This window comes from Pseudomonas sp. GOM6 (assembly GCF_029537485.1).
Classification (GTDB): Bacteria; Pseudomonadota; Gammaproteobacteria; order Pseudomonadales; family Pseudomonadaceae; genus Aquipseudomonas.
Genome location: NZ_JARPUS010000005.1, coordinates 143,257 through 166,151, shown reverse-complemented (window position 1 = coordinate 166,151; position 22,895 = coordinate 143,257). Strand labels below are relative to the sequence as shown.

The window sequence follows — 22,895 nt, the reverse complement described above, 5'->3', positions numbered from 1 at the left end:
GCGAAGGTGGGGGAGGATGTCAACTACTTGTCTGAGGGGCCTTCTCGACAGCCTCATCAGTTAGTCGTAATGACCTCCAGATGCTCACCGGCGTAGGCGATGACTACCTTGCCGTCGATGATCTGGAAGTAGATTCGCATGCATTCGCGTGCACCAACGCCGCCACCTACCCGCAGGTGCTTCTCGAACACCATCCTCTTCCCGCGGTAGTCGAATTCGCGTTTTGCCCGCAGCCGGTGGGTGGCGAGGGTAGTCTTCGACTCCTTCGCCGAGTAGGCATTACCGAAAACTTCCCGTGCTACCGCATCCGGTTTTCCTGCAGCCAGAGACTCAAAGTAGGGATTGACCAGGATGTCGAGCAGTTCAAGCATCCGCTCCGGATAGGCATAGTGCTCAGCAGCTTTGGCAGACTTCCAAGCCGAATCCAAGATCTCGACACGGTCTGGCGATGCATGCTCGATATAGGCGAGCACGTCAGTGGGCGACAACCCCTTGCGGGTCACTACTCGGTGTAGAAGCGCCGTATCTACCGCCGGCGAGTTCGTGGGGCTTTGTAAAGCCTGCTTGGACTCCAGCGCCAACTTCAGACGGTGCACCTCAGCTCGTGCGACCTTCAGTTCCTCGCTGACTACGTCGTTGCGCTCCACGGCCTTCGCCAGCTCGCCACGCAAGTCATCAAGTAGCTTCGAATCTGAAGAAGGGGCTTCAACCTTCTGCACGTTCTCCGGTTCACGTGCATTCTTGCGGCCTGCGGCCTCAGTTCGGCTAAGCGCCGACCAGTCAGCAAAGAACTGCTTCCAAAGCTGAGCCTCGGCCTCGTAGGTCTTCAGCTCTTGAGCAAACCACTCTCTGCTCGCCAGGATCTCATCCCGTCCACGTTCGGCGAGCTCTGCCAGCTTTAGCATGCCGCCTGCGGTGAGCTCGTTCCCAATGCGCTGGATCTGCATCTGGACCCCGCGGACTCCCGCCAAGCGCTTCTGCGCCCGCCCATCAAATGCATCAGGTTCAGTCTGAAGGCAAGAGCGGGAGATGATATCGCGCAGTAGCTGCGCACCCTCCGCGGTGGGCTGAAGCGCTGGTAACTTCACAGCAAATAGGTCACGCGGCAGTGCTCGGCTATCAATCTCCATCTCAACGGTAACGGAGTGGGCAGTCAGCGCTTCAATCAGTCGCTCCCACTTCACGGAGGCTGAATTCTCAATGTAAGCCCAGGCAAGATTAGAGAGCGCATGGGAGTCCGGACGCGCTACGAGAAGGCTTCGTTCGAGGGCAATCAGTTTCTTCGGGAGTTCATCGGCCTGTTCACAATATCTCGGCAATTTCGGCTCTACATCACCCTCTTCAACCCGAGCTCCTGCGCACTCATGGAGCTCTTTGGAGAACAGGAGGATCCATGGACTATCTTCCAAGCGAGTCAGAAAACATTCCATAGCCATATCGCAGCGGAATCGGTCTGGAGAACCAAGGGGCAAGGTTTCTCTATGACCCGCCAGCGCCAACAAAATCAAAATTGAAGCGGCCTCATCTCGATCAATGATCCCTTGGTCGATATAGGTACGTCCGACTGGCAAAGCCGCGATGACTGCATTGGCAACGTCCGTTATCGGCTTCTCTTCGACTAGAGCCTTAATACCTATCAGCTTGTCACCTACAAGGTGCTGCAGATGGTTATGAATGCGGCCCTGGGGGAAAACTTTTGAATCCGCCTCCGGCACGGCCTTGGTTATCGCCTCTACACAGACTGGATTGCTGAACCAACTAGAAAGCAGTTGCCACGGTTGCAGCTGACCAAAGGAGCGCGAATCACCGAGAGCTGAAATCCGAGCCTTAGCTAGGAGCTCAACAATGCTCGCAACCTTTTGGTTGGAGCCATACCAGGCTGCCCATGCTGCTGAGCCTGTTTCCTTCGCCGTGAAGGACAGCGGATACGAGAAGGAAAGCAACTTTGTACTGTCTCCCTGAATAACCCCGTCTACACGCGAGAGCGACTGGTTACTGGCAGGATGAGTCATGTCATTCATTTCGGCTTCCCCCGGGCCCCGCTGGCCTTCGATATGAGTTTCTTCACTCCAACAGTACGGCCAGCGTTGCCTGCACTGAGGTCAATTCGGCCCCCATAAATGGGTCGAACTGCCTTCTTCGGCGACTCATCAAATCACCAGGCATAAAAAAACCCGGCCGAAGCCGGGTTTCTTAACTACGAGAACTGGATGGTGGCCTTGTCGAGCACATGGCCTGTTTGCTCATCACACAAGGTGATGACAGAGCCATTGGTGATCGAGCACGACCAGAGCCTTTCGATCATCTTCAGGTACTGCAGGTGATGGTCTTGCGACTCATCATCCTTGGGCACCAGCGTCAGAAGGTTCTTTCCAGTGAGGTTGTTCCATACAACGGCTACCGACTTCTGATCACCGCCGGTGAGACGTTCACCATTGAGGTGGATCTCGTGGCGGCAGGGGTTGGCAACCATTTGCTGTGTTGCTACATGCATAGTGGACTCCAAGCATTAGCCCAGACCCCACCCCACCTGGGATGGGAGCCCAGGCGGGTTGATGTTGCTTATGGCATGACAGCCCAGCAGTTACGCCGGGATGTCGAAGTGAACGCCTCGTGCACCGTAAGTCCTTTCGAACTCACCGTTCTGGAAGCGCGGTTTGCAGTAGTCGACGCAGGAAGTGCAAAGACCCCAACCAGTGTCCTGGTTGTGCCACTGCCGGCCGCGAGTAGAGCCGCCACAACAGGCACAGCGCATCTGGCGGACAGGCTGCATGACCATCAAGCCGAACTGATGCTTGCCGTCCTCGTCGGGGCCACCAGGGCTTCGAACAAGACGAACGTCCTTCGACTCGTAGCGCTGCAGCAGTTCCTCCTCAGTCCCAACCACAGTGCCTGTCAGGCGATAGCCTGCAAGCGCCTGTTCAGGCGCGGTACCGAACTCGCAAAACAGCTGCGACTTCTGCACCAGAGGATTGCGAACCGTCACCACCTCGGGCATGAGCACATCGAACTTCGTCCCGTGGTACTGCATGGGAAGGTTCTTGGTATCGCGCCGCTCTTCCGCAATTTTCGTTGCGTAGGCCAGGGCCGCCTCCAGCTCCAGCAAACCGAAGTAGCTTTCGGTCCGGATGTTGGAGTTGAAGTGGCTGTCGACCATCACTGCAGTTCCACCGTGGTTCGAGCCAAGCCCGAAGGTCATCACCACATAGCGTGGTTCAGGCGCGACACGATGAGGAATGCCGTCGATGACAACATGCCGCTTGGCGAAGGCCTGAATCTCAGCCTCAACCTCTTCACGGGGATTGCTACCGAACGTGCTGTAGAACTCGTACGTGTAGCACTGGTTACGTCCACCTTGCCGAAGATCGAGGACCTCCGGCAGAGCCGGCCAATCGCAGTTGTCTTGGCCAGAGGTGCGGCCACGGGGCTCACCATTCGAGTCCAGGGACACAGGAGTCCAGAGCTGACCACCCCACCAGCGCAGATCGTAGGCAAAAGCCAGATCGCGAGTGAGGGTGGTACCGCTTGCGCGGATCGCTACGGGCGCCTGTTCACTGCTCAGTTCGGTGATCTCTACATCCACCTCGCCGTCGTTACGCGTCACGAGCCGCGACTTGCGGCAACGCGGCGGAATAACGGACTCGGTGAAGCTGAAGAGAATGCGAGTTTTCATGTGTTGCTCCTAGATAGTGATCGCGGAGCAACCCCTGGCGGGATTGGCCCGCGAGGGTGGGTGTGGCTTATGAAACAGTCGGGAAATTACAGCTCGGCCAGAAAGCGCTCTGCCTCAGACAGAGAGCAAACATTGCCCAGGTGTTCTTCGCAGTCGTCGTTCGCATAGAGGTCGTATGAGCCGCCGCAATCGGGGACAAATACAGCTACAGCGCCGCAGGCGAAGTACTTTGCGATCTGCAACTTAGGTTCAGGGTTCATTTCCGGGCGCCTCCATGGAAAGCGCCAAAAATCGCACCCATCACGTTCTCTGGATCATCAGCCCATTCGTCAGAGACCCAATAGGCGATCTCCAGACCATCCACAACGACGCGAACATATTCGCACTCGCAGGGATGGGCCGGGGTTCGGACCTGGCGGGCAGAACCAACGTTTTGATTCACACACTCATCACCATACTCGTTCCCGAGACTGGCGAGCGCGTGATCGACTTCGAGGTCACTGAGGCCATATTGCGCCTTCAGCAACTCGCGCAACGCGGGGGAATCAGCGGTGAGCAGCTCACAGCCCTCTTCCCCCCACTCTTCCGGATCGTCCGGTAGCTCGCCCGCAACACAGGTTACTGACACATGGTCATCACCCAGGTAGCGGAAAGAGAAGCTACTCAGACCGACAAAGCCCGGAGATACAGCTTCAGCGATTGCGTCCAAGCGGGACTCAGAATCGAAGCCCTCGTAATTGGGTACAACTACGGTGCCACTGAATACCTTCTGGTCATTGATCATGAAGACTTGGCCTTCAGGAAAGCGGATGAAGCCGATAGCTGCGTTATTCATGGTGTACTCCTTTGCATAGTGTGCGCGGAGCAATCCCCGTGCGGAGATTGCCCCGCATGGGGTTTTAAGGTGTGGTTTAAGCGCCGAGGGTAACCAGGCGTTCAACGATATCGGAGACCAACTGGGAGTCGGTGCCGATGATGTGATCCAGGTGCTCGCCCCGAGTGGTGTAGAGATCGCTGATCAGGCCTTCTTGAGTTGCATTGAGGTGCAACTCGGTCGGACCGTCTTCATCGTCCACTTCGACATCAGGGAAGATCAGACGCACACCGGAGGGCGCCGGCTGGAAGGTCTGGCCACCGTCGAGACTTACGAGCAGTTGTGCACCTTCGGAAACTTCATCCGCTTTAGAGGAAACCTCTTCGGTAGGAACGTTCTCAAAGGAAAAGCTCGAAGTCTTGTTTTGATCACTGCCGCTGACATTACCTGCCTTCAGTCGAGTAATCGCTTCTTCGAAAGCGTCATCAACGTCAGACTCTGTTTGACCAGTCAGGGAAATGGTGATGGTGCGATTAAACATGGTGTGCTCCTTGGGTTTTTGACCGCGGAGCAATCCCAGACGGGATTGGCCCGCGAGGGTTTGGAAGTGCTGGTGACCACCAGCTGGGTATCACACTCATGGTCAACCATGAGTGATGAATGAGGAGACTGGCCCCAGTTTAGCGACTGCGTGGCTCGTTGGGTAGCCTCCCAGGAGGTTGCATATAGGGCGCCTTAGGCGACCTTGATGCTTACCCTACCCTTCACAAGTCCGGCACCGCCGGCAGGAGAATCGCCATGGACTGCGCCACCAAACCACGCAAACGCCGGAAAGTGCTCGGCACCCCTCTACCGGTGGGTGACCACAGCAAGCAAGGCTGGCTGTGCGCCCTGGAGTGCGGACACTCTGCTACCGCAACGGGGCGGAAATGGCGCCGGCCGAAGACGGCACTGTGTCCAGAATGTCCGTAGCGGATGGCTTACCTACAGCTCTCGTCACCGATGTAGGCTTCGCCGCAATACTTGGAAAAGGTAGAAGGCCCATCGCTGTGCACTCTCCCTGCTGCATAAACACGGGGAACAAAATCGGTAAATTCAAGATTCATCAAGTGTGCGTGGATTTTGCCCATGTCCTTCCGCCGCTGCTCTTCTAACACTTCAACCTTTTGACTGCTCAGACCGTACTGTGCAGGGTCAAGGATGCACGCAACACTCATATTTCTCCTGAATTTCTTTTTAAGAGCATGAACGCAATAATTCAGGAGAATAATTCCACACCCTTTTTCCGACTCAGGAGAGCGCTCCCAAGCACTAACAATTAGCAGGTTTCCGTCACAAAAAATAAGGTTTGCATTTATAGAGCTTTTCTCTATTAGCTCAACTTCCTCATCATCGAAAAACTCATCATCTACGTCTGACATAAGGTCCATCTGAATCAGCGACAGAACCATATCGCCAACCTCGACATCATCGTCGCAGACTTCATCGAGCGCAGATATCATATCAAAGCCTGCAATATCTTTATTTGCTGGTCCGGCCAAATATGTCCCTCCGAACCTAGCGATAACCTTACCAGTTGTATCTTGAAGTTGTGCCAGGCACATATAGCTTCGAAAATATTCACACTCAAGATAATTTCGATCTACCTGCATCAGAAACTTGCCTTCCGGAACTTCAACTTCCATGCAAGGCAGCGCTGAATTAAACCCGCGCATCTCTGTGTACCAACCGTTCTCTTCCCGTGAAACCATGAACAAATCCAACAGCCTGCGTTCCAGCAAGCATTCAGTCATCACTTTGCGCATGTGCTGATATAGGGAGGGGAAACTAGCTTCATTCCTTGGCATCTCCCAGAGGTCGCGCATGCTGTTACCGGTTTGATTGGTTAATACAACAATGTCATTAATGCTGACAGTGAAGATCCCGCCTATCAAAAGTGGCATGACATCCTGAAAAAGAGCCTCAGCAATTTCAGCGTCAATAACGTCTGAAATTTTCATCCCGCTGATAGTCTCGACGGACAAGCCAACTATCAAAGAAGCAGCAACCGATGCCGCTGACTTATTATTCTTCGTCACTTCCTGGAACCCGGAATACTCCCTGGAATCAAACATCCACAGCCTCGAAAACAACTCCTCATGATCAGCAATGAAATCGCGATCGAAGTCAACTGGGGACCCACTATAATTCCACCTCCCCACCATATTTATTGGCCATGACTCAACAAATTTATCGGAGGCAATGTTCGTTCTCATAAATCTGCAAGAGAAGAATTCGTCCATGCTATATGGCCGCTCTGGACTACCGAGCTCGGGCTCTTTAGGTGCAAATCCAAGACTCTCAAATCGATTCGAAATATCAAGCTCATCAATGACATAATCATTACTAACCACAGCCACTTCAGTTGCTTGACTCCTAGCATCAGAGTAGTCGCTGTAACCCAAGCAATAAGCAACAATATCTAACACTGACTCGCGGGTTGGACGATTGTTAAACGGCCACTCAGCTCTAACATGATCAGCAAGCGCTTCGAATCGACCTGATTTAAAATCATCTGTAGATAGCGGCAACGGCCTTCTCATATTCATCAACGCCCCGAAATTTATACATAAAAATTACAGCGAGCGGTCAGTCGCCGCACCACAATCTGTAGGATACATTTAATCCACTTTCCGACTATAGAGCCTTAATCAACTTTTGGTTGGAGCATCCCTATTCAGTTCCGCCCCTCAGCTGGCCCCTAATCACGGGTTGCGGTTCATCACCTTCGTGCGACTCTGCAGGCATTCAGTACCAGAGACACACCATGCGTGCCGACCTACTAGAGCGCTACATCGCCCGCCTCCGCGCAGAGAACGCCGGCCTGGACTCACTGCACATCGAAGTCCCCTACATGGCCGGACGGAAGCGCTATGAGGCCGGTCGATGCTGGCCCAATCCTATGGGTCTTGTGTATCGAGCACAGCGCATCGCCCGCCTTGGCTATGCCGATGCGGCGCGAGGCCTCCCAGTACGGCTTCTCAGAACCCCAGGCGAGCCGGTCACCCTTGAGACCTTTCCGTCGCCAGACCCGAAGGTAAATCGCCAATGAACACCGCGAAGCGCGAGAAAGGCGCATCCGTCCATATCAGCGCCGACGAGCTGGATACCCTGGGCAATGCGGCGGGCTTACTTTCTGCGCTTTATGAGGCCTCGGACGGCAACGGGCATGAACTGCTTGAGGCGAAGAACGCCCTTTACAGCAGGGCTTGCGCTTCCGGCGACCCGTGAGACGCTGAGCCCATATCGAATCACCGAGAAGTCTACAAATGAACATTCACCCGGCGCTGCAACGGATGCTCAACGAAGCGAATGCCGAAACTGCAGCAATGATTGCCGACACCATCGCGAGCGGCCAGGTTGACCTGCTTGCCAGTAGCGGTTTTCCAACCCGCGACGAAGCGGTGGCGGCATTGAAGCCCTTTAGCACCTTTGTGGTTGTGCAGAACATCGCAGGGCGCTGGGTTCATTGCTGAGTTTGACCGTCACCTTCATCTGATCAAGGTTAAAGCCATGAACCACTACCAGCAGCTTATCGCTGACGAAATCCTCTCGGTTCAGGGCCAGAAAGATCATTGCCTTGCGGTGCTGGGTGCAGGTGGTCTCGAAAGCTGGGAGTCGAAGGAGTACAGCGAGCTGGTCGAGGATTACGATCAGAAGCTGCTTGAATTGAACAACCGCCTGCCACTGGCAGGTTGAGGGAAAACGAGCATGAAAAATGGAGTTGTTCTCAGCGAGCACCAAGACAGCAAAGAGCTGCTGGATCTCGATGCTGGCACACCGATTGCGGTCAACGTTGATGGCTGTTGGTGGGCCTACGTTAGCGATGGCGCAGGCAACGTTTCCCCAGTGGGGGAAGTTAGCTACAGCGACCATGAGCAGGCCCTGCAGGCCGCACGTGATAAGGAGGCCCGCCTGATGGTGTGCGGCCTCAACTGCTCTGTCTGAGGTCAAAGCCATGCCGAAACTGAGAAACCACACGTTCTCGACCCGCACCGAAGATGGGCACCCGCACCAGTTCGAGAGTGAAATTCACGTCAGTACTGACGGCGAGTTCAGCTGCACCGTTCCGGACTTTCTCCTCGATGCTCTGAGAACGGTCAGCACGGAAGGCGGAAAGGCCAGCCCTTCGCTGTACGTCCACAAACTGAAGGTCAACCACCGCGCCTATGCCCCGTCCCTTGCCGAGCTGCTGCGCTTCGTCGACGAGGCGCACAAGCAGCACCACAAGGCCGTGGTGACCACCGAACTGGTCATCTGCTACGACTGGTTTTCCGAGGTCAGCTATTGGCTCAACCCGGACGGCACCATTACCGCTAACGGCGCCATGCCCGATGCCGCTGAGCGCCTCCCGAATGGGGCTGGCGGCAACTGGGATGATCACAAGCTGAAAAGCGGAACCACCATCAGCGCGACCCAAACCGCCCAGCACTTCTCTGTTGGGATGTATGCCGCGATCCACCGGCGCATCACCTACACCCGCCCAAGTGGCGCCACCGTCGTCTGGAGCCGCATCTCGCAGTTCGAGCAGGAGCAGGCACTGGGTGAGTGGGGATTGAAGCTTTCGGGCATCACGGGCCTGTCGGCGCCGAAGGCACCTGAGTACCTCCGGCAGATGCCCTATACCGAAGAGGCCTCGAAGTTCTTCTACGGGAGCATGATGGCCATGTGTGAGATGGGGCGGCGCTTCAAGGCTTTCTTCGGAGATGAGGCCAATGTCCTGGCCGCCATTGCCGGCAGCGGCCCGGCTCTATTAGCTCCGCCACCTGGTGCTGTAGATTCCGCATTGGACACGCCGGAGTAGGCCATAGGGACATCCATGCAACCCAGAAAACCACTCACAGACGCCGATAGAGCCGCCCTGGACGATCTTCCGGACTCGGGGTGGTTCAACGTTGCGCACGCTCCCATAGCACGCCCCTCCTACCGTTGTGCACGGTTGGAGGCCGCCGGCATGCTGCAGCGCCGTGTCGTCGACCTCCAGATCGTCGACGGTCATCCCTCTGCGCGGACAGAGTACCGCCGGCACCCGAAGCCTGAGGCCGATTGGTCACAGGCTCCGGAGGGGACAACACACGTGATCCGTAACCCAGGAAGCGAGCGTGTGGTCTGGATCAAGATCGCAGACCGGTTTGATGCCTTCTGGCGCTGGCCTGGCGCAAAGAACTGGCGCCCTTCAACCGATATACCCTCGGTGATCCTCAAGAATCGCAGCATTGAGCCACGCCCCTCATCCAGCGATACCCCATAGAACACTGAAACAGAACCCGGCCACTGGAGCGCTCGTGTCGATCTCAGAACCTTCGGATGTATCCATCAGGCTTATTGAAACCGCCCAGGCACGTGGCATCCCTCGTCGTGGACTGACCCGACGCCTTGCAGCCCTGTGCGCCGTCACGGATCACGCCGCGCATAAGTGGGTGACCGGCGAATCTGAGCCCTCCAGGCGCAACGCTGAGAAGATCGCAGCGGCGTGGGGTGTGACCGTGGCATACCTGCTGTTCGGCGAGACGGTCGAAGCCATGGAGGCCGCAAAGACCAACGAAGTTGCTTTGCCCTTGCTCTCCATCAATCAACTTCACCGGGCGGGATCGCTCGATGACCAGGACCTGGTAGAGATTGAGCGGTTTGCTCGCCTGCTGGCCAGCAAGAATGTCCACCAGGGTGCTCGGTAGCAGCCTCGGCGGTCTTCTGCTGGCTGTTGTAGAGTCCGCATAGGACAAGCAGGCCGGATCTCTCACCGGATTACCCGGACCGATATCGCCTGGAGCGCGAGTGCACCAGGCCTTTCGAGGACAGCAAGGTGATCGCCTACTTCGGTATCAACCCGAGCACGGCAGATGCTGTTGAGGATGATCAAACCGTTCGGAAATGGCGTGGCAGCGCCAGCAACAGGCATGCAGCGCGGTTGCTTATGCCTGGCAGCAGAGGACAATGCACGCTGGTGCTGGTGCCTGAAGGCGGGCCCTGCATAGGATTGCAGGGTAATTGGTCCCAACGAGCCATCCGCCTTCAGCATCGGCGCCTATGCTGCTTACTTGGACTTGCTACCAAGAAGCATCACTGACCATCCGCTGGGCCCCCCGATGCTGTTCACCGTGTATTCCTTGAAGAACTCAGCGCTGTTCGAGCATTGGGTTTGCACCATAAAGAAGCGAATCGCGCATTCCGAGCCCTTGTCCTGAAGCTCTGGCCCAGGCTCGTTTATGTCTTGAAGAGTCGTTGCTGCGTGCAGCAACTTGTCGAAGGAGTCCAGCGATCGGTTTAGGAGCAGATCGTGCCACGCCCCCTTATGATGAATCTGGCCAGCGTAGGTAAAACGTTTGCCCCCAATTTCCTTTTGCTGCATCTGCCCCCAGCAAAGGAGCAGGGTATCCTGACCAGTATGCTCTAGGGCGCTCTCCAGCATCACTCGACGGACCTCATCTGCCATCTGATCACGGTGATCTAGAGGCGTATAGGTAAGGCTGGTCAGGAAGACTGGCACCTCTTCGTGCTCGGATATTTCAGGGCTACACGGCATGAAGAACGATGGAAATCCGTATTCATACTCTTCGACATAGGTCTCCTCGTCCAGATCGAAGCCCATATCGCTGTAGTAGTCCCAGAAAATCCCCTGCTCAACCGGATGAGATATGCGCATCCGGTCGGTTAAGTTTTCCAAATCGATGCCTTCGAGGCCTGGCATACCACTGAGCAAATCCTTGAGCATGGCGTCGGTTACCCGGGGATCATCAATACCCGGCATATACAGGCTCATATCATCGTCTTCGGACGGAGAATGAACGGCGCTCCGGTCAATGGATATTGCCTTAGGCACCATGCCGCTAGAAGGGCTGAGGTTCGCGGCCAGATGGATAGCCATCGATGGGTTGAGCGCAAATACATCAACCATCACTGCGATGTAGCTCTCCCGTCGAGCCATCAACTCTGGGACTTCTAGCTGTTCGTCTGGAACACTGGGCTGCCTGCTCCCTATCGCATTCGTAACCGCATCCCAGGTTCGAAAACCACACATGTTTGCATACATCGCAGCGGCCTCGGCACGCTCGATGCCCAGGCTCTTGCCGCAGGCATCGACCCATAGGCGTGCCAGTTTGTGATCGGTTGCGATGAATTGCGTCATGACGGAGTTTTCCTTGATTCGATCATTGCCCCAATATGGCAATGACCTTGTGTTTTGTCAGGCCCGCGCCGAGCTCTTCAGCGTGGGTGTAAATGACTCGCTTGCCCGCGTCATCAGTTATGACGCAGTGCTGGTCGAACAGGCCAACCTGACCCGCCTCCAGCTCGATCACCCGGCGAACAGTCCATGTGCGCTTGTAGCGCACCGGAACGGTGTTCACGCGCTCACGATGCTGCTCAGCCAGCAGCCCGTTGCGGTACACCATATTCGGGCGATCAATCTGTATGATGCTTTCTAGACGATCTTGTCTTGGGCTGCCGGTTCTATAGCTGTCAGTTTCGACGCCATGTACTGGAAGCCCTTGCTGTCTTTGCCGAACAGCTCGCCGGCATTCGCCAGCAGCCCTGCCGCCAGGGTGTTTAGGCCTATCTCAAACATCTGGGCGGAAGAAGCGAGCCGGACCTTGGCCGCGACCTCTTCGTCATCGAAGACACCGATGACCTCAATTTCATCCTTGCTATCGCGGGTGTAGCCGCCGATGGTCTTTGCTACGACGAACAGTCGCGGGTTTGCGGATTGGCTCATGCTCAGATCTCTGATCAGTTTTCTTGGGTCAGCTCGATCACCTTCGCGGCGAAGGCAGTGAGACCGATAGCTACGGCCTCGACCTGATCTAAGGGCAATTTTGTCGGGACTTCCAGAGAAACAGTCGGAGCCTTGCCGACCAGGAGGGTGGCGTGCGCAATACGCTTTTGCTTGCCCTTGATCGGCACGAAAGCGGTCACCATGCCACGAACATTGCCCGAAGGCTGATCGAACAGGGTGACATCAATATCAGCCTCAGCGGTCATCGTTGGTTCCATAGATCAGCTTGCTTGGTAGGGAGAGGCTTGGGTTGGGAGGTCACTGCCCTTCTTCACGAGTCGTGCGCGGACAGCCTGGGCCTTCTTCTTGGCCTTTTCCAGACTCTCAGCCGTGATCAGGTAAACCTCACACCCCGAGTAGTCCGGGTCGGTCCGGCTTCCGCCGCCGCTCCATACGCCTGCCGGGAACCGGACGACTGTCCAAAGTCTCGTATCCATTGCGTTTTCCTTCATGCGGCCAGCCTCGCCCAGCCTAGAGTAATTGCGGGCGTTGCTGGCGCTGCCGCTAGTCGTCTCCGCCTTCGACAAACTGGCTCACAAAGGCGTCGACCTTGGCAGTCAGTTCACGATGTTCATTTTCCACTTTGGAAAGGCGACCTTGATAGTAGGAAATGCACTCTACGAAGGCGTCCTGTGGGGTTTTGGCACGCATGCTCAGATTCATGCCCCGAGTCTCGTCATACAGCCAGAATCCGTCGCTGCACTCCGAGAGTGTCAGTGTCTCGGTGAGTTTGGTGCTGCTAATGTGCTTGCCCATCTCAGCGTTCCTTGAAAACGTACTGAGAGCAGCGTCTCACGGAGCGCGAGGAACGCAACGGCATATTCCGGCCTGGCCGTGGCATTACATCAGCAACCAGCCGGCGCCGGCGAGTCGTTCATAGCCCTGCGCTGCTTTCTGGCTGAAATCCGCGCCTGAATGCGCTGTCGCGCCGCATCAATCAGCTCTCCCTGGGAGGGAAGCGCCAGCTGCAGCCTTTGCACCATGGTTTGCTCGTGCCCGTGCATCCAGCGCCTCACATCCGAACCGGCTGCACTGTCGATGCAGGGATAGCCACCATCGAGAGTCTTCAACCCCAGCAACCCCCATATCCCGAACTCAAGCCGCTGCTCAGCGAGGCTGAAGATCCTGTTGATCTGCGCCTGCAGCTGCTCCGGTGTCATACCGACCCGCAGCGCTGCCACAGATTCGTCCTCAGGCAGCGCCAGCATTGGATGATCCTCACTAATCACCGCCCATGGCAGAAGGTTCTCAGGGCACATCACCAGGTTCGCATGCTCAGTATTCATGGGGCATCTCCGCATCAGATGCCGCCATCATGCCAACAGCTCTGAATATGCAACCTGACATCCGGATTGCGGTAGATCCCGGTTGCTCGGCCGGGGCCAGATTCGGGCCTAAACCCAAGCCGTTTAGAAATTCAGCTTATGACAGCATGACTGCATCGGGAACTGGTTATCGAGGAGGCTGCTAGGCATGTTCTGCATCAAGGGGATGAAGGGGACTGTTCTCTACTACCGCCCTGTAGAGGGATTCGGTCAGATAGTCACCCACATGGGAAAGCGCGTTAACTTCCGATCGAGGGATGTCCGCCCAAGGGGGATTTCCTTGTCGACCAACGACATTGTCAGGTTCGACCGGTACGGAAAGCGATTCAACGTCTTTGCCAGAAGAGTGCGCTTGGTTCGGCCCAACCTGTCTAGCGAAATGTCGCACCTAGGCACCCCATTCGACCAAGTACTGCCGGCCATTTGAAGCCCTCAATGCCCCGCTCTGTTGGGCGCTCCTAAGGCTCGGCGGCCCGGCTAGGTAGCGGCCGGCGCCGCGAGGTGCGAGCGAATGAAGTCGCCAAAGCTACCCGTTGACCAGCTGCTCAGATCAATCACCTGGCCGGCGCCCTTGTAGTCCTTGGCATTGAGCGTCACCACTGGCAGGCCAAACGACCACTCGCCATAGTCGACATCTGTCTGATTCTTCAGCAATCCGCTCTTCGTGACCTTGGTGCCCGAGTCCCCGCCAATGCGGTGCTGGTTGGCATTACGGAAGTCCTGGCCCTCGGCCGAGGTCAAGAAACCACCCCCGACCACGGTACCGTCATCCTGCAGGTCTCCGAAGCCGCCTGAACCAGCTGTAGGGTCGTCCAGGTCCCCAAAGCAGAACCAGGTGGCTTCCTGGGCCTGCGGCTCGGCCAGCTGCTCCCTGGCGTAGTCGCCAACCGCCCGAGCCTTCGTGTTGGGATGATCCGCCGGCGGTATCTCTTGTGTCCCGTATGGACTGACTGTGAAGGTCAGATCGCCTCCCTGCTCATCACGGAGCTGCACGCCCCGGCTCCATAGGAGGTCCCAAACGCAGTTGTCGATCAGAACGGTTGTAGACATAGAGAGTCCTTGAGAAATCGTTACCAAACTACCTTCGGCCCAATCACTTCCTCCAGCTGATCAATCAGCCGATTCTTCAGGTCCTCCCATCCTTCATGGTTCCCCACACGAGTGGAATCACGGACACCCCAGAAACCGTTCCAGTACATGCGGAGCTCCTGCTCGGCCTTGATGACTGCGGGTTTGTTAAGGATGATCCAACAGGTTGCATTGAGACCGGGAACAGCTTGATACGCCGGCCAACCGAAATCACAGAACATATCAACGTCTGGCTCGACAGATCGAATACCAGACTCGCCTTTCGCCAGAGCCTGCTCATCGTTCAGCAGGAAACACCTGAGCCAGGGAAAGTCGAAAAGGGCCGCCAAAAGGTCACGGATAAACGCTTTGTGATTGCCTGCCCCGAACTGAGCAAATGCCCTAGTTAGATACTGACAGGCATCAATGAACTCATCCCTCCGTGCTCGACTTGAAACGAGAGCCTTATCGAACTCACCGAGTTGGATCTGAAGCAGTGGCACCACGAATCTTGCGCCCTGGTTGTCTCTTGGGTTGAGTCTCAGAATTCGCCTTGCGGCTGCCAGGCATTTTTTCGGCTCGCCTAACTCCTGGTAGATCTCCATCCTAAGCCACAGCATGCGAAGGTATACCCTGTTGCTTGTAACTCCCCACTCAATGCGGCCTTTATAGCCCTGCAGAAGCTGCGTTTCAGTCGTTTTCAGGGCAGCCTCTACGACTTCCAGCGATTCCCGGGTATTGCCTAAGAATTGCTCGTCAAGCGCCAGCGCAAGCAAACCATCAAGAAAGCCTGGCTGCTTCTTTAGGACCGCTTTAAGCCAGACGATGTTCTTCCTGACCTGATCCTTAGTGGGATTCTCCGGTAAGCGATTGTAAAGAAGGTCTATAAGCTCAACGCAGGCCATGGATGGCTCGATCCAAAGCAATTCATCTTTGATCGACGCGGTGTAGAGAGGGGCTTTGGCATCAAGGGGTGACCGCTCAAGCCCCGACTTCCAGTTGTCAGCCATGGCCAATTTTGCACAGACGCCATCCAACACCTTTTCCAGTGGCACTCCCGCTAACTGAGACAATCGAGAGCCTATTAACTCCATCGCCTGTGCGTACTCGTCGGCAAAAGGTACTTCTGGATCCGTATCCTCCAGCAGTACCAGCAGCAGCTTTAAGCGGTCCACCCACTGGTCTGCTGCCTGACCAGACTCACTAACGATGGGATGCTCCAGGTGCTGCCGCAATTGGTGCCAATTTTCAAACCGAAACGCAGCCGCAAGGTGCTCAAGAGCCCTCGTTCTTTGCAGGCCAGTGACTGTCGAATACAGCTTTCCCGCATGCTTGATGCGATCCGTAAGGGATGATGCAACTCCGTGCGGGCGGATTCGCGCCCAGGCATACATGGCAGGGTAATAAAACCGATCAGACAGCCACTCTGGGTCTTCAAAAGGCGTGGTTGTGGTGCGCATACGATTCTCCATACGGCATGCAGAACTACCCGCTGGTTCATTCGCCGGTCAGAGAACGAATGTTTTGAGGTGGAGCAGAAACTAAGTCGTCGCTATGGCTGTTTTTCCGGTGCGGGCGGAAGGCGTGCGACAACACCCGCCCAGATGATAAGCAGAAGGCTGGCAAACCGGGAAGTTAAATCCGTACCAGTTGAGGACTTGGGGAGTTCGTCGCTACCTGGGGCACGTCAAATTGAGTGCCTGACCATCTTCAGCAGCAGCTTCATACCACTGCGGCAGGTAGTGAGGGTGCCCGCGGCTCAGTCTGCGGGCCACTATCGTGTTCTTCCGTATCCATAACTTCAGCCCATCCCAGGCTCTGCTTCGGTAGAACTCGGTCATTGCGCTGTGAGGCGATGCTGTCGGCATCCAGATTGGCACACCGAACTCCTGGGCTATCTGCTCAGCCTCAGCCTGCCCTATGCCCGGCAGATGAATCCGGTAGTCATTGCCGTACTTAGCAATCCACCACCCAGTCCCCGGAGGGCCAAAATAGCCTTCAGCATGGTCGGCATACCGAAGAACTGAAACTCCAAGCTCCGCCTGACTGAAGGGACTTCCCTTGATTGTCAGCAACGGACCTTCTGAGGTGATGAACGCTTCCAGGATTCGCCCACCAACCCTTGCGGTATGGAAAATCAGACTGGCCATGATCAGAGCCCTCGCGCAACACGTTTGGCTAACACCTAAAGATAGTGCGCCGCCGGCGCCTGGGTGGCCCCGATCCGTACCAGTCGTCGCCTTCAGGCCGCTTGCACTTCAGGTTTCTCGTGAGACGGTAATCCCATCGCAACCAGCCTAGGAAACCTGTCATGAGCGCCCCCAAGTACCCGAGCCCGCAGCAACTGGAAGTGCTCTATGCCGAGCGCGAAGCCGCGGTGCTGGCGCTGGCCGGCAAGGGAACAATTGTCGCTGCGAGCCTCGCCGACCTCGATCGCCTGGGCCGCTGCAAGGTGGCAAACGAGCACTGGGGAATCTGTGACGAGTCCGCCCGCCAGGCGCTGCTCAACGATGCGCACCACTCGGTCCGCGCCTGCGCCACCCTCGCCGCCTAAGAGGCTTGACCCATGATTTCCCAGCGCCCCATCGTCGAAGTCCGAACCGAACACTTCGCCTTGATCCAGTGGTTCTGGAAGGAGGGTTATGTCCATGACTCCGGGTATCACGACAAGGTCAATGCTGCGATGCAGCGTGCCCTTGACGAGGCTCGCGATCAGTTTGATGTGCGTGAGGACTGCCAGCTTCGCTGCCAGTGGGAAGGCGTGCAGGTGTTCGGGAGCGACCTGGAAAAGGTCAAAGCCGCCGGCGCCAAGCTGGCCAGGACCCTAGGCCGCTTCAAGTATGTCGATTTCATCGGTTAGCAGATCAAGGAGCACCAGCATGGCTGCAACAAAACCGAGAGTGCGCGTGGCAGTGGCCTTTGCACGAAATTTCGCCTCCGGCCTGTTGAGTAATGCCGAGTCGATCTTCCAGCAGGCCGGCACCACCCTGACCGACGCCGAAATGGAAATCGTGCACTTGGAACTCCAGCGGATCAGCCAGCGCATCAACGCCAGCGTCAATCAGGATGCCCTGGCCCAGGCAAGAGAATCAGCCTAGGTATAGACCGCCCTGCTTGCATTCACTCAGCCCCGTGCAAGCATGGCTTCATCCAATCCCGTGGAGCAGGTGCCGATAAAATGCTGATCGAAAGACCTGAGGACATGAGCCCGGATGGGCGTCTCTCCCTCTTCAGGGATAGCGAAGGCGACATCCACGTGCGGGTTATCCCGCCGATGGAGCGCCAGGACGACTACGCGCCCTCGATCGAGTTCGTTTGCCACTGCCAGCGCAGTCCCCGCACCGTAGAGGCACTGAACAACCTGCTGGAAGCCATGCGCCTGGATAACGAGGAGCGCCCTCTTCCCCGCGCCCTGACACAGATCGACTAGACGACCCGAACAAGAAATGGAACAGGAACCACCCATGACTTTGGCACAGCGCTTTATCGAGAAGGCCCGCGAGCTGGTACCGCAGCACGACGACCTGCAGAGCATCGACCCGGCAATCAACGACGCCTCCGTCATCGACGAAACCATGTTCCGCCGCGGCGAGTACCTGGGCGGCATGGCCACGGCCATCCTTGCCATCTTGTCCCGTGAGGACCGCGTGGCCCCGCCGGGCACCTACTTCGCCACCAAAGCCCAGTTCGAAGATGCTTTGCGCCGCGTCCTGGGCGACGAGGTATACCGCAAGCTCGCCAAGTCCGGCTTCAGCACCGCGGACTTCTGCCGCGAAGTGGCTCAGAAAGCGTTTCTGGGCGGCATCGAGAATCAGAACGCCAAACAGGCCGACCTGAACCTGATCCGCTGTGTTGCCCACCGCCTGTGGAATGGCGATGGCACCTCCGGGCTGTCGAGCTAAGCCGCCGTGACGATGGTGTCGACGAAAGCCGGGTATTGCACGCCGCCTCAACCCCCTAGTAGCCTCGGGGCATGCCTTAACTCAAAGGATTCAGGAATGTCTCTAACCTACGTCGACATGATGATCGACTACCTGCGCAAACGCCTGCCTCAGTACGCCGAGCAGGTCAGTCAGCAGTGCGCCATGGGCTTCAATGACGACGCCAAGAAAGCCGAGACCTTCTACAAGCACCTGTTCAACTGCCTGGGGTTCCAGTTCGATAACATGAACAGTCTGGGGTGTAGCCCCCTAGAGGATATCCCCGATGACCTTTCACCAGGGAGCATCAACTACCCTGCAATCGATTTGGGCGATAAGACAAACCGAAAGGCCGTCCAGGTCAGCTTTCAGCGCGAGAACCTGAACCAGAAAATAAAGCAGACCTATGCGAAGTTCCTCAAGCACGGACTTCAGGCCGATTACGACAATCTGATCTTCCTGTTTCCTACTGCATCCAGCCACCCTGCCCCTGACTTCGACTCTCCAGGGGTCAATCTAAGCGTCATCACGCAAGAGGACTTGTTGGGCTTCTTGATTGAACAGCGTCCGCTGCAGGTCGAAACGACCTACGAGTTCGTTCGCTACTGGCTGGATGATCAACTTCCGGAGGGGCAGATTTCGGTCTATCGAGATGAGTACGCGATAGCTCTTAGTTTTGAGCATTTGGTTCAAAGCATCCGCTATCCGTATGCGAATGTCATGCGTGAGCCGATCCAGAGGTACCTTGAGGTGGACTACTGCGAGTCAGTGCGGGAGTTCGTCAGAGCTCGAACCAAAATCAAGGATCGACTAGGCGGGCATCTGGCTTCATACCCATTCCTACGAGAGTTCCGTGAGCTGGAGCAGCGAATTGACTACCTCGCCAATGATCTGTCGGCTAAGTTTTTTGGCTCTCTCTATAGCCCAATGCCGCGCTGGCAGTATCTTCAGGGATCACAACGAAACATTATGGCGTTCATGCCTGGTGCCCCCTGGCTCGAAGCCCAACAAAAGGCTCACTGCGAACTGATTGGCCGCCAAGTCACGCTCCTGATCCACCTCATCAATGATCATCGTGAGATGATCAGGACTGCCCACCCTCTTCGCGGCCTGAGCAACCAACTCTCTGGGCTCTGATGCCCTAGCCCTCCTCCCCCTCAGCTCCCATTCTCGGAGCCGACGATTTTTCTCCCTCAGTCGCTGACACATGCCCTCCCCCGGGTAGCGTTGTCAGCACTCAACTGATGGAGGTGCTCCGAATGGGAAAAATCCTGGTGACGATCGCGTTTGCTGGTGCCGGCTTCTGGCTGGGCTCGTATCACCTCATTCCGCTGTGGGCCATTCTGCTGCTGTTGGCCATGGGTACCGGCCTGTGGCTGGCGGCCGAGTGGATGGAGCGGCAGGAAGGGAATGACGATGATCAGGGCTGACCTGGATGAGCTGCTGGTGCTGTCGCGACTTTTCCCGGCATGGACCTGGGCCGCATTGCCCGATCGAAACGTGATCGTCGCGGCCGATGCCGATGCCGGCGTTCTCCGTCCGTACTGGATGCCCGCTTTGCTGTGCATGGATACCCATCTGGCGGCGAAGTTCGTTCTGCAGCTGAACAGCGAGTGAGTTGGCCACCACCAGGTGCCGGTCGTTACCTCACGCTAGTCAGTATCTGGCCGTTGCTTCGGTACACCTCGCCGCCCAGGTCAACCACGGCGTCGACGCATACCCGGGGCAGATAATCGTCCGCAACAGACAGCACACCCCGGCGGGACCACTCCGCCCGGTCGCCAATCACATACAGGCCGCGCCTGGCCGCGCCCGCTGGTGCAGCCAGAATCGCCGGATTGGAGCTCATCGCCCGGCGCCAGCTGGTGCTGCCACTCCCCAGCATCAGGATCACGTAGGAGTAAGACCGGCCACTCAGTTCCTGCGGCGCCAGCACGTGGAATCCACTGGTAGAGGGAATCAGCTTCTGCACTTCACTGCGAACCCGACTCGATAGCGAAACAATCGCGACCTGCTCATGAGCTACGCCCTGGCACCACAATGAATCCAGGACTCGCAGCAGCGCACGGCCTTCGTTCGGTACCCAGGTGCTGTTGGCATTCCCGCGGATGTCGATCCAGCCTGAGTCAAACCCATCAACACCCTCGGTTACCCGGCGCGGCACCAGGTAGTCGCCATAGGCCGCCGCCCTGAGGATGCTGAGCATCGGCTCAGCGCTGCACTCGACACTGCGCACGGCCAGGCCGCGCCATCTCGACGCGGCATCCGCGACGTGAAGTGCCGATGTCAGGCTAACTGCAGCGGCCGGATCCATCCCGGTGGCGAGCGCAATCTGCTGCCTCAGCACGTCCGGAACCTGTAGGGAGTTCAGAAAATCATTCTTCTCACCGAGCAGCACCACCCCTCTGCCCCGCGTGACCGCCGCAAGCATTCGCCAGGGACTGATCTGGCCGGCACTCATCTGTACTACCCAGCGGAATCCCTCAGATTTCACCTTCCGGAACACTGAGCCGACATTGGCGTTATTCATCACCGCCGCCGGCGCCACCAGGTGGACTGTCGCCCACAGCGACGGGCTTTCAGCCGAGCTCAATCCTCGCGTCGGGCCGCCAGCGAGCAAGCACTGGGCTATTTGCAGGTTGCCAAGCACGCGCTTGGCCTGCTGGCGCAAGAATACAGCGTTGATGCGGACGCACTCGTAGAACAAGCGAGCCCTCGCCTCCGCCAATCCGCTCTGGTACCAGGGTGACTGGAACTCGGTAGCCGGGTCGTCAATGCGGCCGGTCGACAGCCATTGCCCCAGGTGCACCAGGTGCTGCTCGACACAGACCCTCTGTAGCTGTTCGATACTGGTCACCAGGGCTGCCTCGGCGGCTGCGAGCTCGCGATTGCTCTGCGCGATTACGTCGTCAGCTTCTGACAGGGTTGATAGGTCGCGCTCCAGCTGTGCGGAACGGACGTTCAGCCTTTGCTCAGCTCCCCGCACTGCAGCCTCATGATCCTCAGCCACCACACGACGCCGGCCGACAAAAACCCGTATCGTCTGAAACAGGCTGCGGGGAGTCGCGCTCATGGCCTTCTTCGCCCTATCGAGCTCATGCTCAATGGTTCGGAGTTCTGTGTCGGCAGAGGACAATATCTTCTCGGTGCGTAGCTGCCGTCTGGACTTGAAGCGCTCCAGGTCGACGATCAAGGCATGGATGCAGCGACGCAACTCGACTACCCGGCGGATCACCTCAGGTGCTGCCTCCGCCACCTCGCTCATTGTCTGCACCACGTGCACCGCCTCTCTGTACCGGCTGCAGGCCTGGCGCCACTGGGAAAACTCTTCCTCGCGGGGCTGCTTTTTGTTCGCTGCCGCCCGCAACAGTTCGTATATGCCGCCCTCGCCTTCGAGCTGGTCCGTGACAAACCGGCTGCGCGACTCCCTGGTGCTGGCATCAAGACACAGAACACCCTTGCGCATCAGCGCAGCGACCAGGGGGTCCCTTTCTTCAGTCACCGTCAAACCGGCGCTCAGCTGCCGGCTTAGATCTTCAATGCCGGCGTTCCTCGGCTGGATAACTGCAACGCCACAGTCCAACAAGGTCTCGTTTACGGTCGCAAACCGTTCATCCGCTGCCACATGGCTGCGCGTACGACCGAACATCATCCGTGTACGGGGAAACGCCGCCATTGCCGCGGCCCGGTGATTCAGCGCCTCAAGCAACAGGTCCCGCGCTATCCGGTGCCCGCTCGCGCCATGGGGCAAGCAAACCGCCTGCAGCCCACCATTCGTTTCCAGTTGCTGTCGCAGTGCGTTCGACACTAACTGCTCAGATGCACTCAGCGAATCATCTGTCGGCCAGGCCGCCGCCACCGCCGCGTACGGCAGCATCAGCTCAACGCACTCACGTTGCCCGCGCTCACTCCCTACATCCGTCCTCTGGCCGGGGGCTCCCCCGAGATAAGCGCTCAGGGCTGGAGTTAGGCGTCCAGATCGAACTCGCTTGAGGGTCTTGTTGATATCGGACAGGTAGAACCCGTTGAGTGCGCCATAGCTGTTCAAGCCTGACTCAGAAGTAGCTTTTGTCAGCACCCGGTGACGGAGCTCGCGACCTGCGTACAGGTCAGACAGGCCCAGTCTCGTTGAAACCAGTTCGCATAGGACGCGCAGAGTCGCAGAAGTTACTTCTGTCCCTTCAAGCAGCTCATCAACCTCTTCGCAAACACCCTGGCAGGACTCATCGTACCCATCAGGCAGCGGTTGACCCGCTCGAAGCCTGGACAGCGCCCACTTTCCAGT

32 protein-coding genes are annotated in these 22,895 nt (G+C 57.2%); 15 read left to right on the top strand and 17 right to left on the bottom strand.

Features of this window, described 5'->3' with window-relative positions:
• Positions 1–56 precede the first annotated feature (56 nt).
• From P7A97_RS08130 to P7A97_RS08100, 7 genes are all read right to left on the bottom strand, one after another.
• Positions 57–2,021: a hypothetical protein gene (locus P7A97_RS08130; RefSeq protein WP_277689427.1), complete on the bottom strand. Its 1,965-nt coding sequence runs from the start codon at positions 2,019–2,021 to the stop codon at positions 57–59.
• A 176-nt stretch (positions 2,022–2,197) separates the two neighbouring features.
• Complete coding sequence (locus P7A97_RS08125) at positions 2,198–2,494, bottom strand: hypothetical protein (protein WP_277689426.1); 297 nt, start codon at positions 2,492–2,494, stop codon at positions 2,198–2,200.
• A 90-nt stretch (positions 2,495–2,584) separates the two neighbouring features.
• Positions 2,585–3,673: a hypothetical protein gene (locus P7A97_RS08120; RefSeq protein WP_277689425.1), complete on the bottom strand. Its 1,089-nt coding sequence runs from the start codon at positions 3,671–3,673 to the stop codon at positions 2,585–2,587.
• Positions 3,674–3,759: 86 nt separating this feature from the next.
• Positions 3,760–3,933, bottom strand: a complete 174-nt coding sequence (locus P7A97_RS08115; RefSeq protein WP_277689424.1) for a hypothetical protein — start codon at positions 3,931–3,933, stop codon at positions 3,760–3,762.
• Entirely contained in the window at positions 3,930–4,508 is a 579-nt protein-coding gene (locus P7A97_RS08110) for a hypothetical protein (RefSeq protein ID WP_277689423.1), read from the bottom strand. Before P7A97_RS08110 ends, P7A97_RS08115 begins: the two co-directional genes overlap by 4 nt.
• Before the next feature lie 76 nt (positions 4,509–4,584).
• Positions 4,585–5,028, bottom strand: a complete 444-nt coding sequence (locus tag P7A97_RS08105) for a hypothetical protein (protein ID WP_277689422.1) — start codon at positions 5,026–5,028, stop codon at positions 4,585–4,587.
• Positions 5,029–5,467: 439 nt separating this feature from the next.
• Positions 5,468–7,057: a hypothetical protein gene (locus P7A97_RS08100; RefSeq protein WP_277689421.1), complete on the bottom strand. Its 1,590-nt coding sequence runs from the start codon at positions 7,055–7,057 to the stop codon at positions 5,468–5,470.
• A 517-nt stretch (positions 7,058–7,574) separates the two neighbouring features.
• Between P7A97_RS08100 and P7A97_RS08095 the strand changes: the two genes are divergently transcribed.
• From P7A97_RS08095 to P7A97_RS08065, 7 genes are all read left to right on the top strand, one after another.
• Entirely contained in the window at positions 7,575–7,757 is a 183-nt protein-coding gene (locus P7A97_RS08095; RefSeq protein WP_277689420.1) for a hypothetical protein, read from the top strand.
• Positions 7,758–7,795: 38 nt separating this feature from the next.
• Positions 7,796–8,002, top strand: coding sequence for a hypothetical protein (locus P7A97_RS08090; RefSeq protein WP_277689419.1), 207 nt, complete (start codon positions 7,796–7,798; stop codon positions 8,000–8,002).
• 37 nt (positions 8,003–8,039) lie between these two features.
• A complete protein-coding gene (locus tag P7A97_RS08085; protein WP_277689418.1) occupies positions 8,040–8,225 on the top strand; it encodes a hypothetical protein in 186 nt (61 codons plus the stop codon).
• A gap of 12 nt (positions 8,226–8,237) precedes the next feature.
• Positions 8,238–8,474 (top strand): hypothetical protein, encoded by a 237-nt coding sequence (locus P7A97_RS08080; RefSeq protein WP_277689417.1) that lies wholly within the window; start codon positions 8,238–8,240, stop codon positions 8,472–8,474.
• A 10-nt stretch (positions 8,475–8,484) separates the two neighbouring features.
• Positions 8,485–9,330: a hypothetical protein gene (locus tag P7A97_RS08075; protein ID WP_277689416.1), complete on the top strand. Its 846-nt coding sequence runs from the start codon at positions 8,485–8,487 to the stop codon at positions 9,328–9,330.
• Positions 9,331–9,811: 481 nt separating this feature from the next.
• Positions 9,812–10,201, top strand: a complete 390-nt coding sequence (locus tag P7A97_RS08070) for a helix-turn-helix transcriptional regulator (RefSeq protein WP_277689415.1) — start codon at positions 9,812–9,814, stop codon at positions 10,199–10,201.
• Positions 10,202–10,290: 89 nt separating this feature from the next.
• Positions 10,291–10,593 carry a DUF1643 domain-containing protein gene (locus tag P7A97_RS08065; RefSeq protein ID WP_277689541.1) on the top strand — a complete coding sequence of 101 codons (303 nt, stop codon included), beginning with the start codon at positions 10,291–10,293 and terminating at the stop codon, positions 10,591–10,593.
• Here the strand turns inward: P7A97_RS08065 and P7A97_RS08060 are convergent.
• From P7A97_RS08060 to P7A97_RS08020, 9 genes are all read right to left on the bottom strand, one after another.
• Positions 10,561–11,652, bottom strand: coding sequence for a hypothetical protein (locus P7A97_RS08060; RefSeq protein WP_277689414.1), 1,092 nt, complete (start codon positions 11,650–11,652; stop codon positions 10,561–10,563). The two genes, P7A97_RS08065 and P7A97_RS08060, sit on opposite strands and share 33 nt — an antisense overlap.
• Before the next feature lie 22 nt (positions 11,653–11,674).
• Complete coding sequence (locus P7A97_RS08055) at positions 11,675–11,917, bottom strand: hypothetical protein (protein WP_277689413.1); 243 nt, start codon at positions 11,915–11,917, stop codon at positions 11,675–11,677.
• Positions 11,918–11,946: 29 nt separating this feature from the next.
• Complete coding sequence (locus P7A97_RS08050) at positions 11,947–12,237, bottom strand: hypothetical protein (protein WP_277689412.1); 291 nt, start codon at positions 12,235–12,237, stop codon at positions 11,947–11,949.
• Between the two features lie 14 nt (positions 12,238–12,251).
• On the bottom strand, positions 12,252–12,503 hold the full coding sequence (locus P7A97_RS08045; protein WP_277689411.1) for a hypothetical protein: 252 nt from the start codon (positions 12,501–12,503) through the stop codon (positions 12,252–12,254).
• 298 nt (positions 12,504–12,801) lie between these two features.
• Complete coding sequence (locus P7A97_RS08040; RefSeq protein WP_277689410.1) at positions 12,802–13,053, bottom strand: hypothetical protein; 252 nt, start codon at positions 13,051–13,053, stop codon at positions 12,802–12,804.
• Positions 13,054–13,142: 89 nt separating this feature from the next.
• The gene (locus tag P7A97_RS08035; RefSeq protein ID WP_277689409.1) at positions 13,143–13,583 is read right to left on the bottom strand and encodes a hypothetical protein; all 441 of its coding nucleotides are present in this window, start codon (positions 13,581–13,583) and stop codon (positions 13,143–13,145) included.
• Positions 13,584–14,099: 516 nt separating this feature from the next.
• Positions 14,100–14,615 (bottom strand): hypothetical protein, encoded by a 516-nt coding sequence (locus tag P7A97_RS08030; RefSeq protein WP_277689408.1) that lies wholly within the window; start codon positions 14,613–14,615, stop codon positions 14,100–14,102.
• Positions 14,616–14,692: 77 nt separating this feature from the next.
• Positions 14,693–16,150 carry a hypothetical protein gene (locus tag P7A97_RS08025; protein ID WP_277689407.1) on the bottom strand — a complete coding sequence of 486 codons (1,458 nt, stop codon included), beginning with the start codon at positions 16,148–16,150 and terminating at the stop codon, positions 14,693–14,695.
• Positions 16,151–16,363: 213 nt separating this feature from the next.
• Positions 16,364–16,840, bottom strand: coding sequence for a hypothetical protein (locus tag P7A97_RS08020; protein ID WP_277689406.1), 477 nt, complete (start codon positions 16,838–16,840; stop codon positions 16,364–16,366).
• 161 nt (positions 16,841–17,001) lie between these two features.
• On the opposite strand from P7A97_RS08020, the gene P7A97_RS08015 reads away from it, so the two are divergent.
• The 8 genes from P7A97_RS08015 (at position 17,002) to P7A97_RS07980 (ending at position 20,227) form a co-directional block, all read left to right on the top strand.
• The gene (locus tag P7A97_RS08015) at positions 17,002–17,244 is read left to right on the top strand and encodes a hypothetical protein (protein WP_277689405.1); all 243 of its coding nucleotides are present in this window, start codon (positions 17,002–17,004) and stop codon (positions 17,242–17,244) included.
• A 12-nt stretch (positions 17,245–17,256) separates the two neighbouring features.
• A complete protein-coding gene (locus tag P7A97_RS08010; RefSeq protein WP_277689404.1) occupies positions 17,257–17,550 on the top strand; it encodes a hypothetical protein in 294 nt (97 codons plus the stop codon).
• Positions 17,551–17,569: 19 nt separating this feature from the next.
• Complete coding sequence (locus P7A97_RS08005; protein ID WP_277689403.1) at positions 17,570–17,788, top strand: hypothetical protein; 219 nt, start codon at positions 17,570–17,572, stop codon at positions 17,786–17,788.
• Between the two features lie 80 nt (positions 17,789–17,868).
• A complete protein-coding gene (locus tag P7A97_RS08000) occupies positions 17,869–18,120 on the top strand; it encodes a hypothetical protein (RefSeq protein WP_277689402.1) in 252 nt (83 codons plus the stop codon).
• A 34-nt stretch (positions 18,121–18,154) separates the two neighbouring features.
• On the top strand, positions 18,155–18,592 hold the full coding sequence (locus tag P7A97_RS07995; RefSeq protein WP_277689401.1) for a hypothetical protein: 438 nt from the start codon (positions 18,155–18,157) through the stop codon (positions 18,590–18,592).
• Positions 18,593–18,688: 96 nt separating this feature from the next.
• Positions 18,689–19,747, top strand: coding sequence for a hypothetical protein (locus tag P7A97_RS07990; RefSeq protein WP_277689400.1), 1,059 nt, complete (start codon positions 18,689–18,691; stop codon positions 19,745–19,747).
• Positions 19,748–19,869: 122 nt separating this feature from the next.
• Positions 19,870–20,040 (top strand): hypothetical protein, encoded by a 171-nt coding sequence (locus P7A97_RS07985; RefSeq protein WP_277689399.1) that lies wholly within the window; start codon positions 19,870–19,872, stop codon positions 20,038–20,040.
• Positions 20,027–20,227, top strand: a complete 201-nt coding sequence (locus tag P7A97_RS07980) for a hypothetical protein (protein ID WP_277689398.1) — start codon at positions 20,027–20,029, stop codon at positions 20,225–20,227. Before P7A97_RS07985 ends, P7A97_RS07980 begins: the two co-directional genes overlap by 14 nt.
• Positions 20,228–20,252: 25 nt before the next feature.
• On the opposite strand, the gene P7A97_RS07975 is transcribed toward P7A97_RS07980, so the two are convergent.
• Entirely contained in the window at positions 20,253–22,658 is a 2,406-nt protein-coding gene (locus tag P7A97_RS07975; RefSeq protein WP_277689397.1) for a hypothetical protein, read from the bottom strand.
• Positions 22,659–22,895: the final 237 nt, after the last annotated feature.

Excerpts from the sequence above, each read along its gene's own strand:
- P7A97_RS08130 (WP_277689427.1), bottom strand. The coding sequence starts at position 2,021 with ATGAATGACATGACTCATCCTGCCAGTAACCAGTCGCTCTCGCGTGTA.
- P7A97_RS08125 (WP_277689426.1), bottom strand. The coding sequence starts at position 2,494 with ATGCATGTAGCAACACAGCAAATGGTTGCCAACCCCTGCCGCCACGAG.
- P7A97_RS08120 (WP_277689425.1), bottom strand. The coding sequence starts at position 3,673 with ATGAAAACTCGCATTCTCTTCAGCTTCACCGAGTCCGTTATTCCGCCG.
- P7A97_RS08115 (WP_277689424.1), bottom strand. The coding sequence starts at position 3,933 with ATGAACCCTGAACCTAAGTTGCAGATCGCAAAGTACTTCGCCTGCGGC.
- P7A97_RS08110 (WP_277689423.1), bottom strand. The coding sequence starts at position 4,508 with ATGAATAACGCAGCTATCGGCTTCATCCGCTTTCCTGAAGGCCAAGTC.
- P7A97_RS08105 (WP_277689422.1), bottom strand. The coding sequence starts at position 5,028 with ATGTTTAATCGCACCATCACCATTTCCCTGACTGGTCAAACAGAGTCT.
- P7A97_RS08095 (WP_277689420.1), top strand. The coding sequence starts at position 7,575 with ATGAACACCGCGAAGCGCGAGAAAGGCGCATCCGTCCATATCAGCGCC.
- P7A97_RS08090 (WP_277689419.1), top strand. The coding sequence starts at position 7,796 with ATGAACATTCACCCGGCGCTGCAACGGATGCTCAACGAAGCGAATGCC.
- P7A97_RS08085 (WP_277689418.1), top strand. The coding sequence starts at position 8,040 with ATGAACCACTACCAGCAGCTTATCGCTGACGAAATCCTCTCGGTTCAG.
- P7A97_RS08080 (WP_277689417.1), top strand. The coding sequence starts at position 8,238 with ATGAAAAATGGAGTTGTTCTCAGCGAGCACCAAGACAGCAAAGAGCTG.
- P7A97_RS08075 (WP_277689416.1), top strand. The coding sequence starts at position 8,485 with ATGCCGAAACTGAGAAACCACACGTTCTCGACCCGCACCGAAGATGGG.
- P7A97_RS08060 (WP_277689414.1), bottom strand. The coding sequence starts at position 11,652 with ATGACGCAATTCATCGCAACCGATCACAAACTGGCACGCCTATGGGTC.
- P7A97_RS08055 (WP_277689413.1), bottom strand. The coding sequence starts at position 11,917 with ATGGTGTACCGCAACGGGCTGCTGGCTGAGCAGCATCGTGAGCGCGTG.
- P7A97_RS08050 (WP_277689412.1), bottom strand. The coding sequence starts at position 12,237 with ATGAGCCAATCCGCAAACCCGCGACTGTTCGTCGTAGCAAAGACCATC.
- P7A97_RS08045 (WP_277689411.1), bottom strand. The coding sequence starts at position 12,503 with ATGACCGCTGAGGCTGATATTGATGTCACCCTGTTCGATCAGCCTTCG.
- P7A97_RS08040 (WP_277689410.1), bottom strand. The coding sequence starts at position 13,053 with ATGGGCAAGCACATTAGCAGCACCAAACTCACCGAGACACTGACACTC.
- P7A97_RS08035 (WP_277689409.1), bottom strand. The coding sequence starts at position 13,583 with ATGAATACTGAGCATGCGAACCTGGTGATGTGCCCTGAGAACCTTCTG.
- P7A97_RS08025 (WP_277689407.1), bottom strand. The coding sequence starts at position 16,150 with ATGCGCACCACAACCACGCCTTTTGAAGACCCAGAGTGGCTGTCTGAT.
- P7A97_RS08020 (WP_277689406.1), bottom strand. The coding sequence starts at position 16,840 with ATGGCCAGTCTGATTTTCCATACCGCAAGGGTTGGTGGGCGAATCCTG.
- P7A97_RS08015 (WP_277689405.1), top strand. The coding sequence starts at position 17,002 with ATGAGCGCCCCCAAGTACCCGAGCCCGCAGCAACTGGAAGTGCTCTAT.
- P7A97_RS08010 (WP_277689404.1), top strand. The coding sequence starts at position 17,257 with ATGATTTCCCAGCGCCCCATCGTCGAAGTCCGAACCGAACACTTCGCC.
- P7A97_RS08005 (WP_277689403.1), top strand. The coding sequence starts at position 17,570 with ATGGCTGCAACAAAACCGAGAGTGCGCGTGGCAGTGGCCTTTGCACGA.
- P7A97_RS08000 (WP_277689402.1), top strand. The coding sequence starts at position 17,869 with ATGCTGATCGAAAGACCTGAGGACATGAGCCCGGATGGGCGTCTCTCC.
- P7A97_RS07995 (WP_277689401.1), top strand. The coding sequence starts at position 18,155 with ATGACTTTGGCACAGCGCTTTATCGAGAAGGCCCGCGAGCTGGTACCG.
- P7A97_RS07990 (WP_277689400.1), top strand. The coding sequence starts at position 18,689 with ATGTCTCTAACCTACGTCGACATGATGATCGACTACCTGCGCAAACGC.
- P7A97_RS07985 (WP_277689399.1), top strand. The coding sequence starts at position 19,870 with ATGGGAAAAATCCTGGTGACGATCGCGTTTGCTGGTGCCGGCTTCTGG.
- P7A97_RS07980 (WP_277689398.1), top strand. The coding sequence starts at position 20,027 with ATGATCAGGGCTGACCTGGATGAGCTGCTGGTGCTGTCGCGACTTTTC.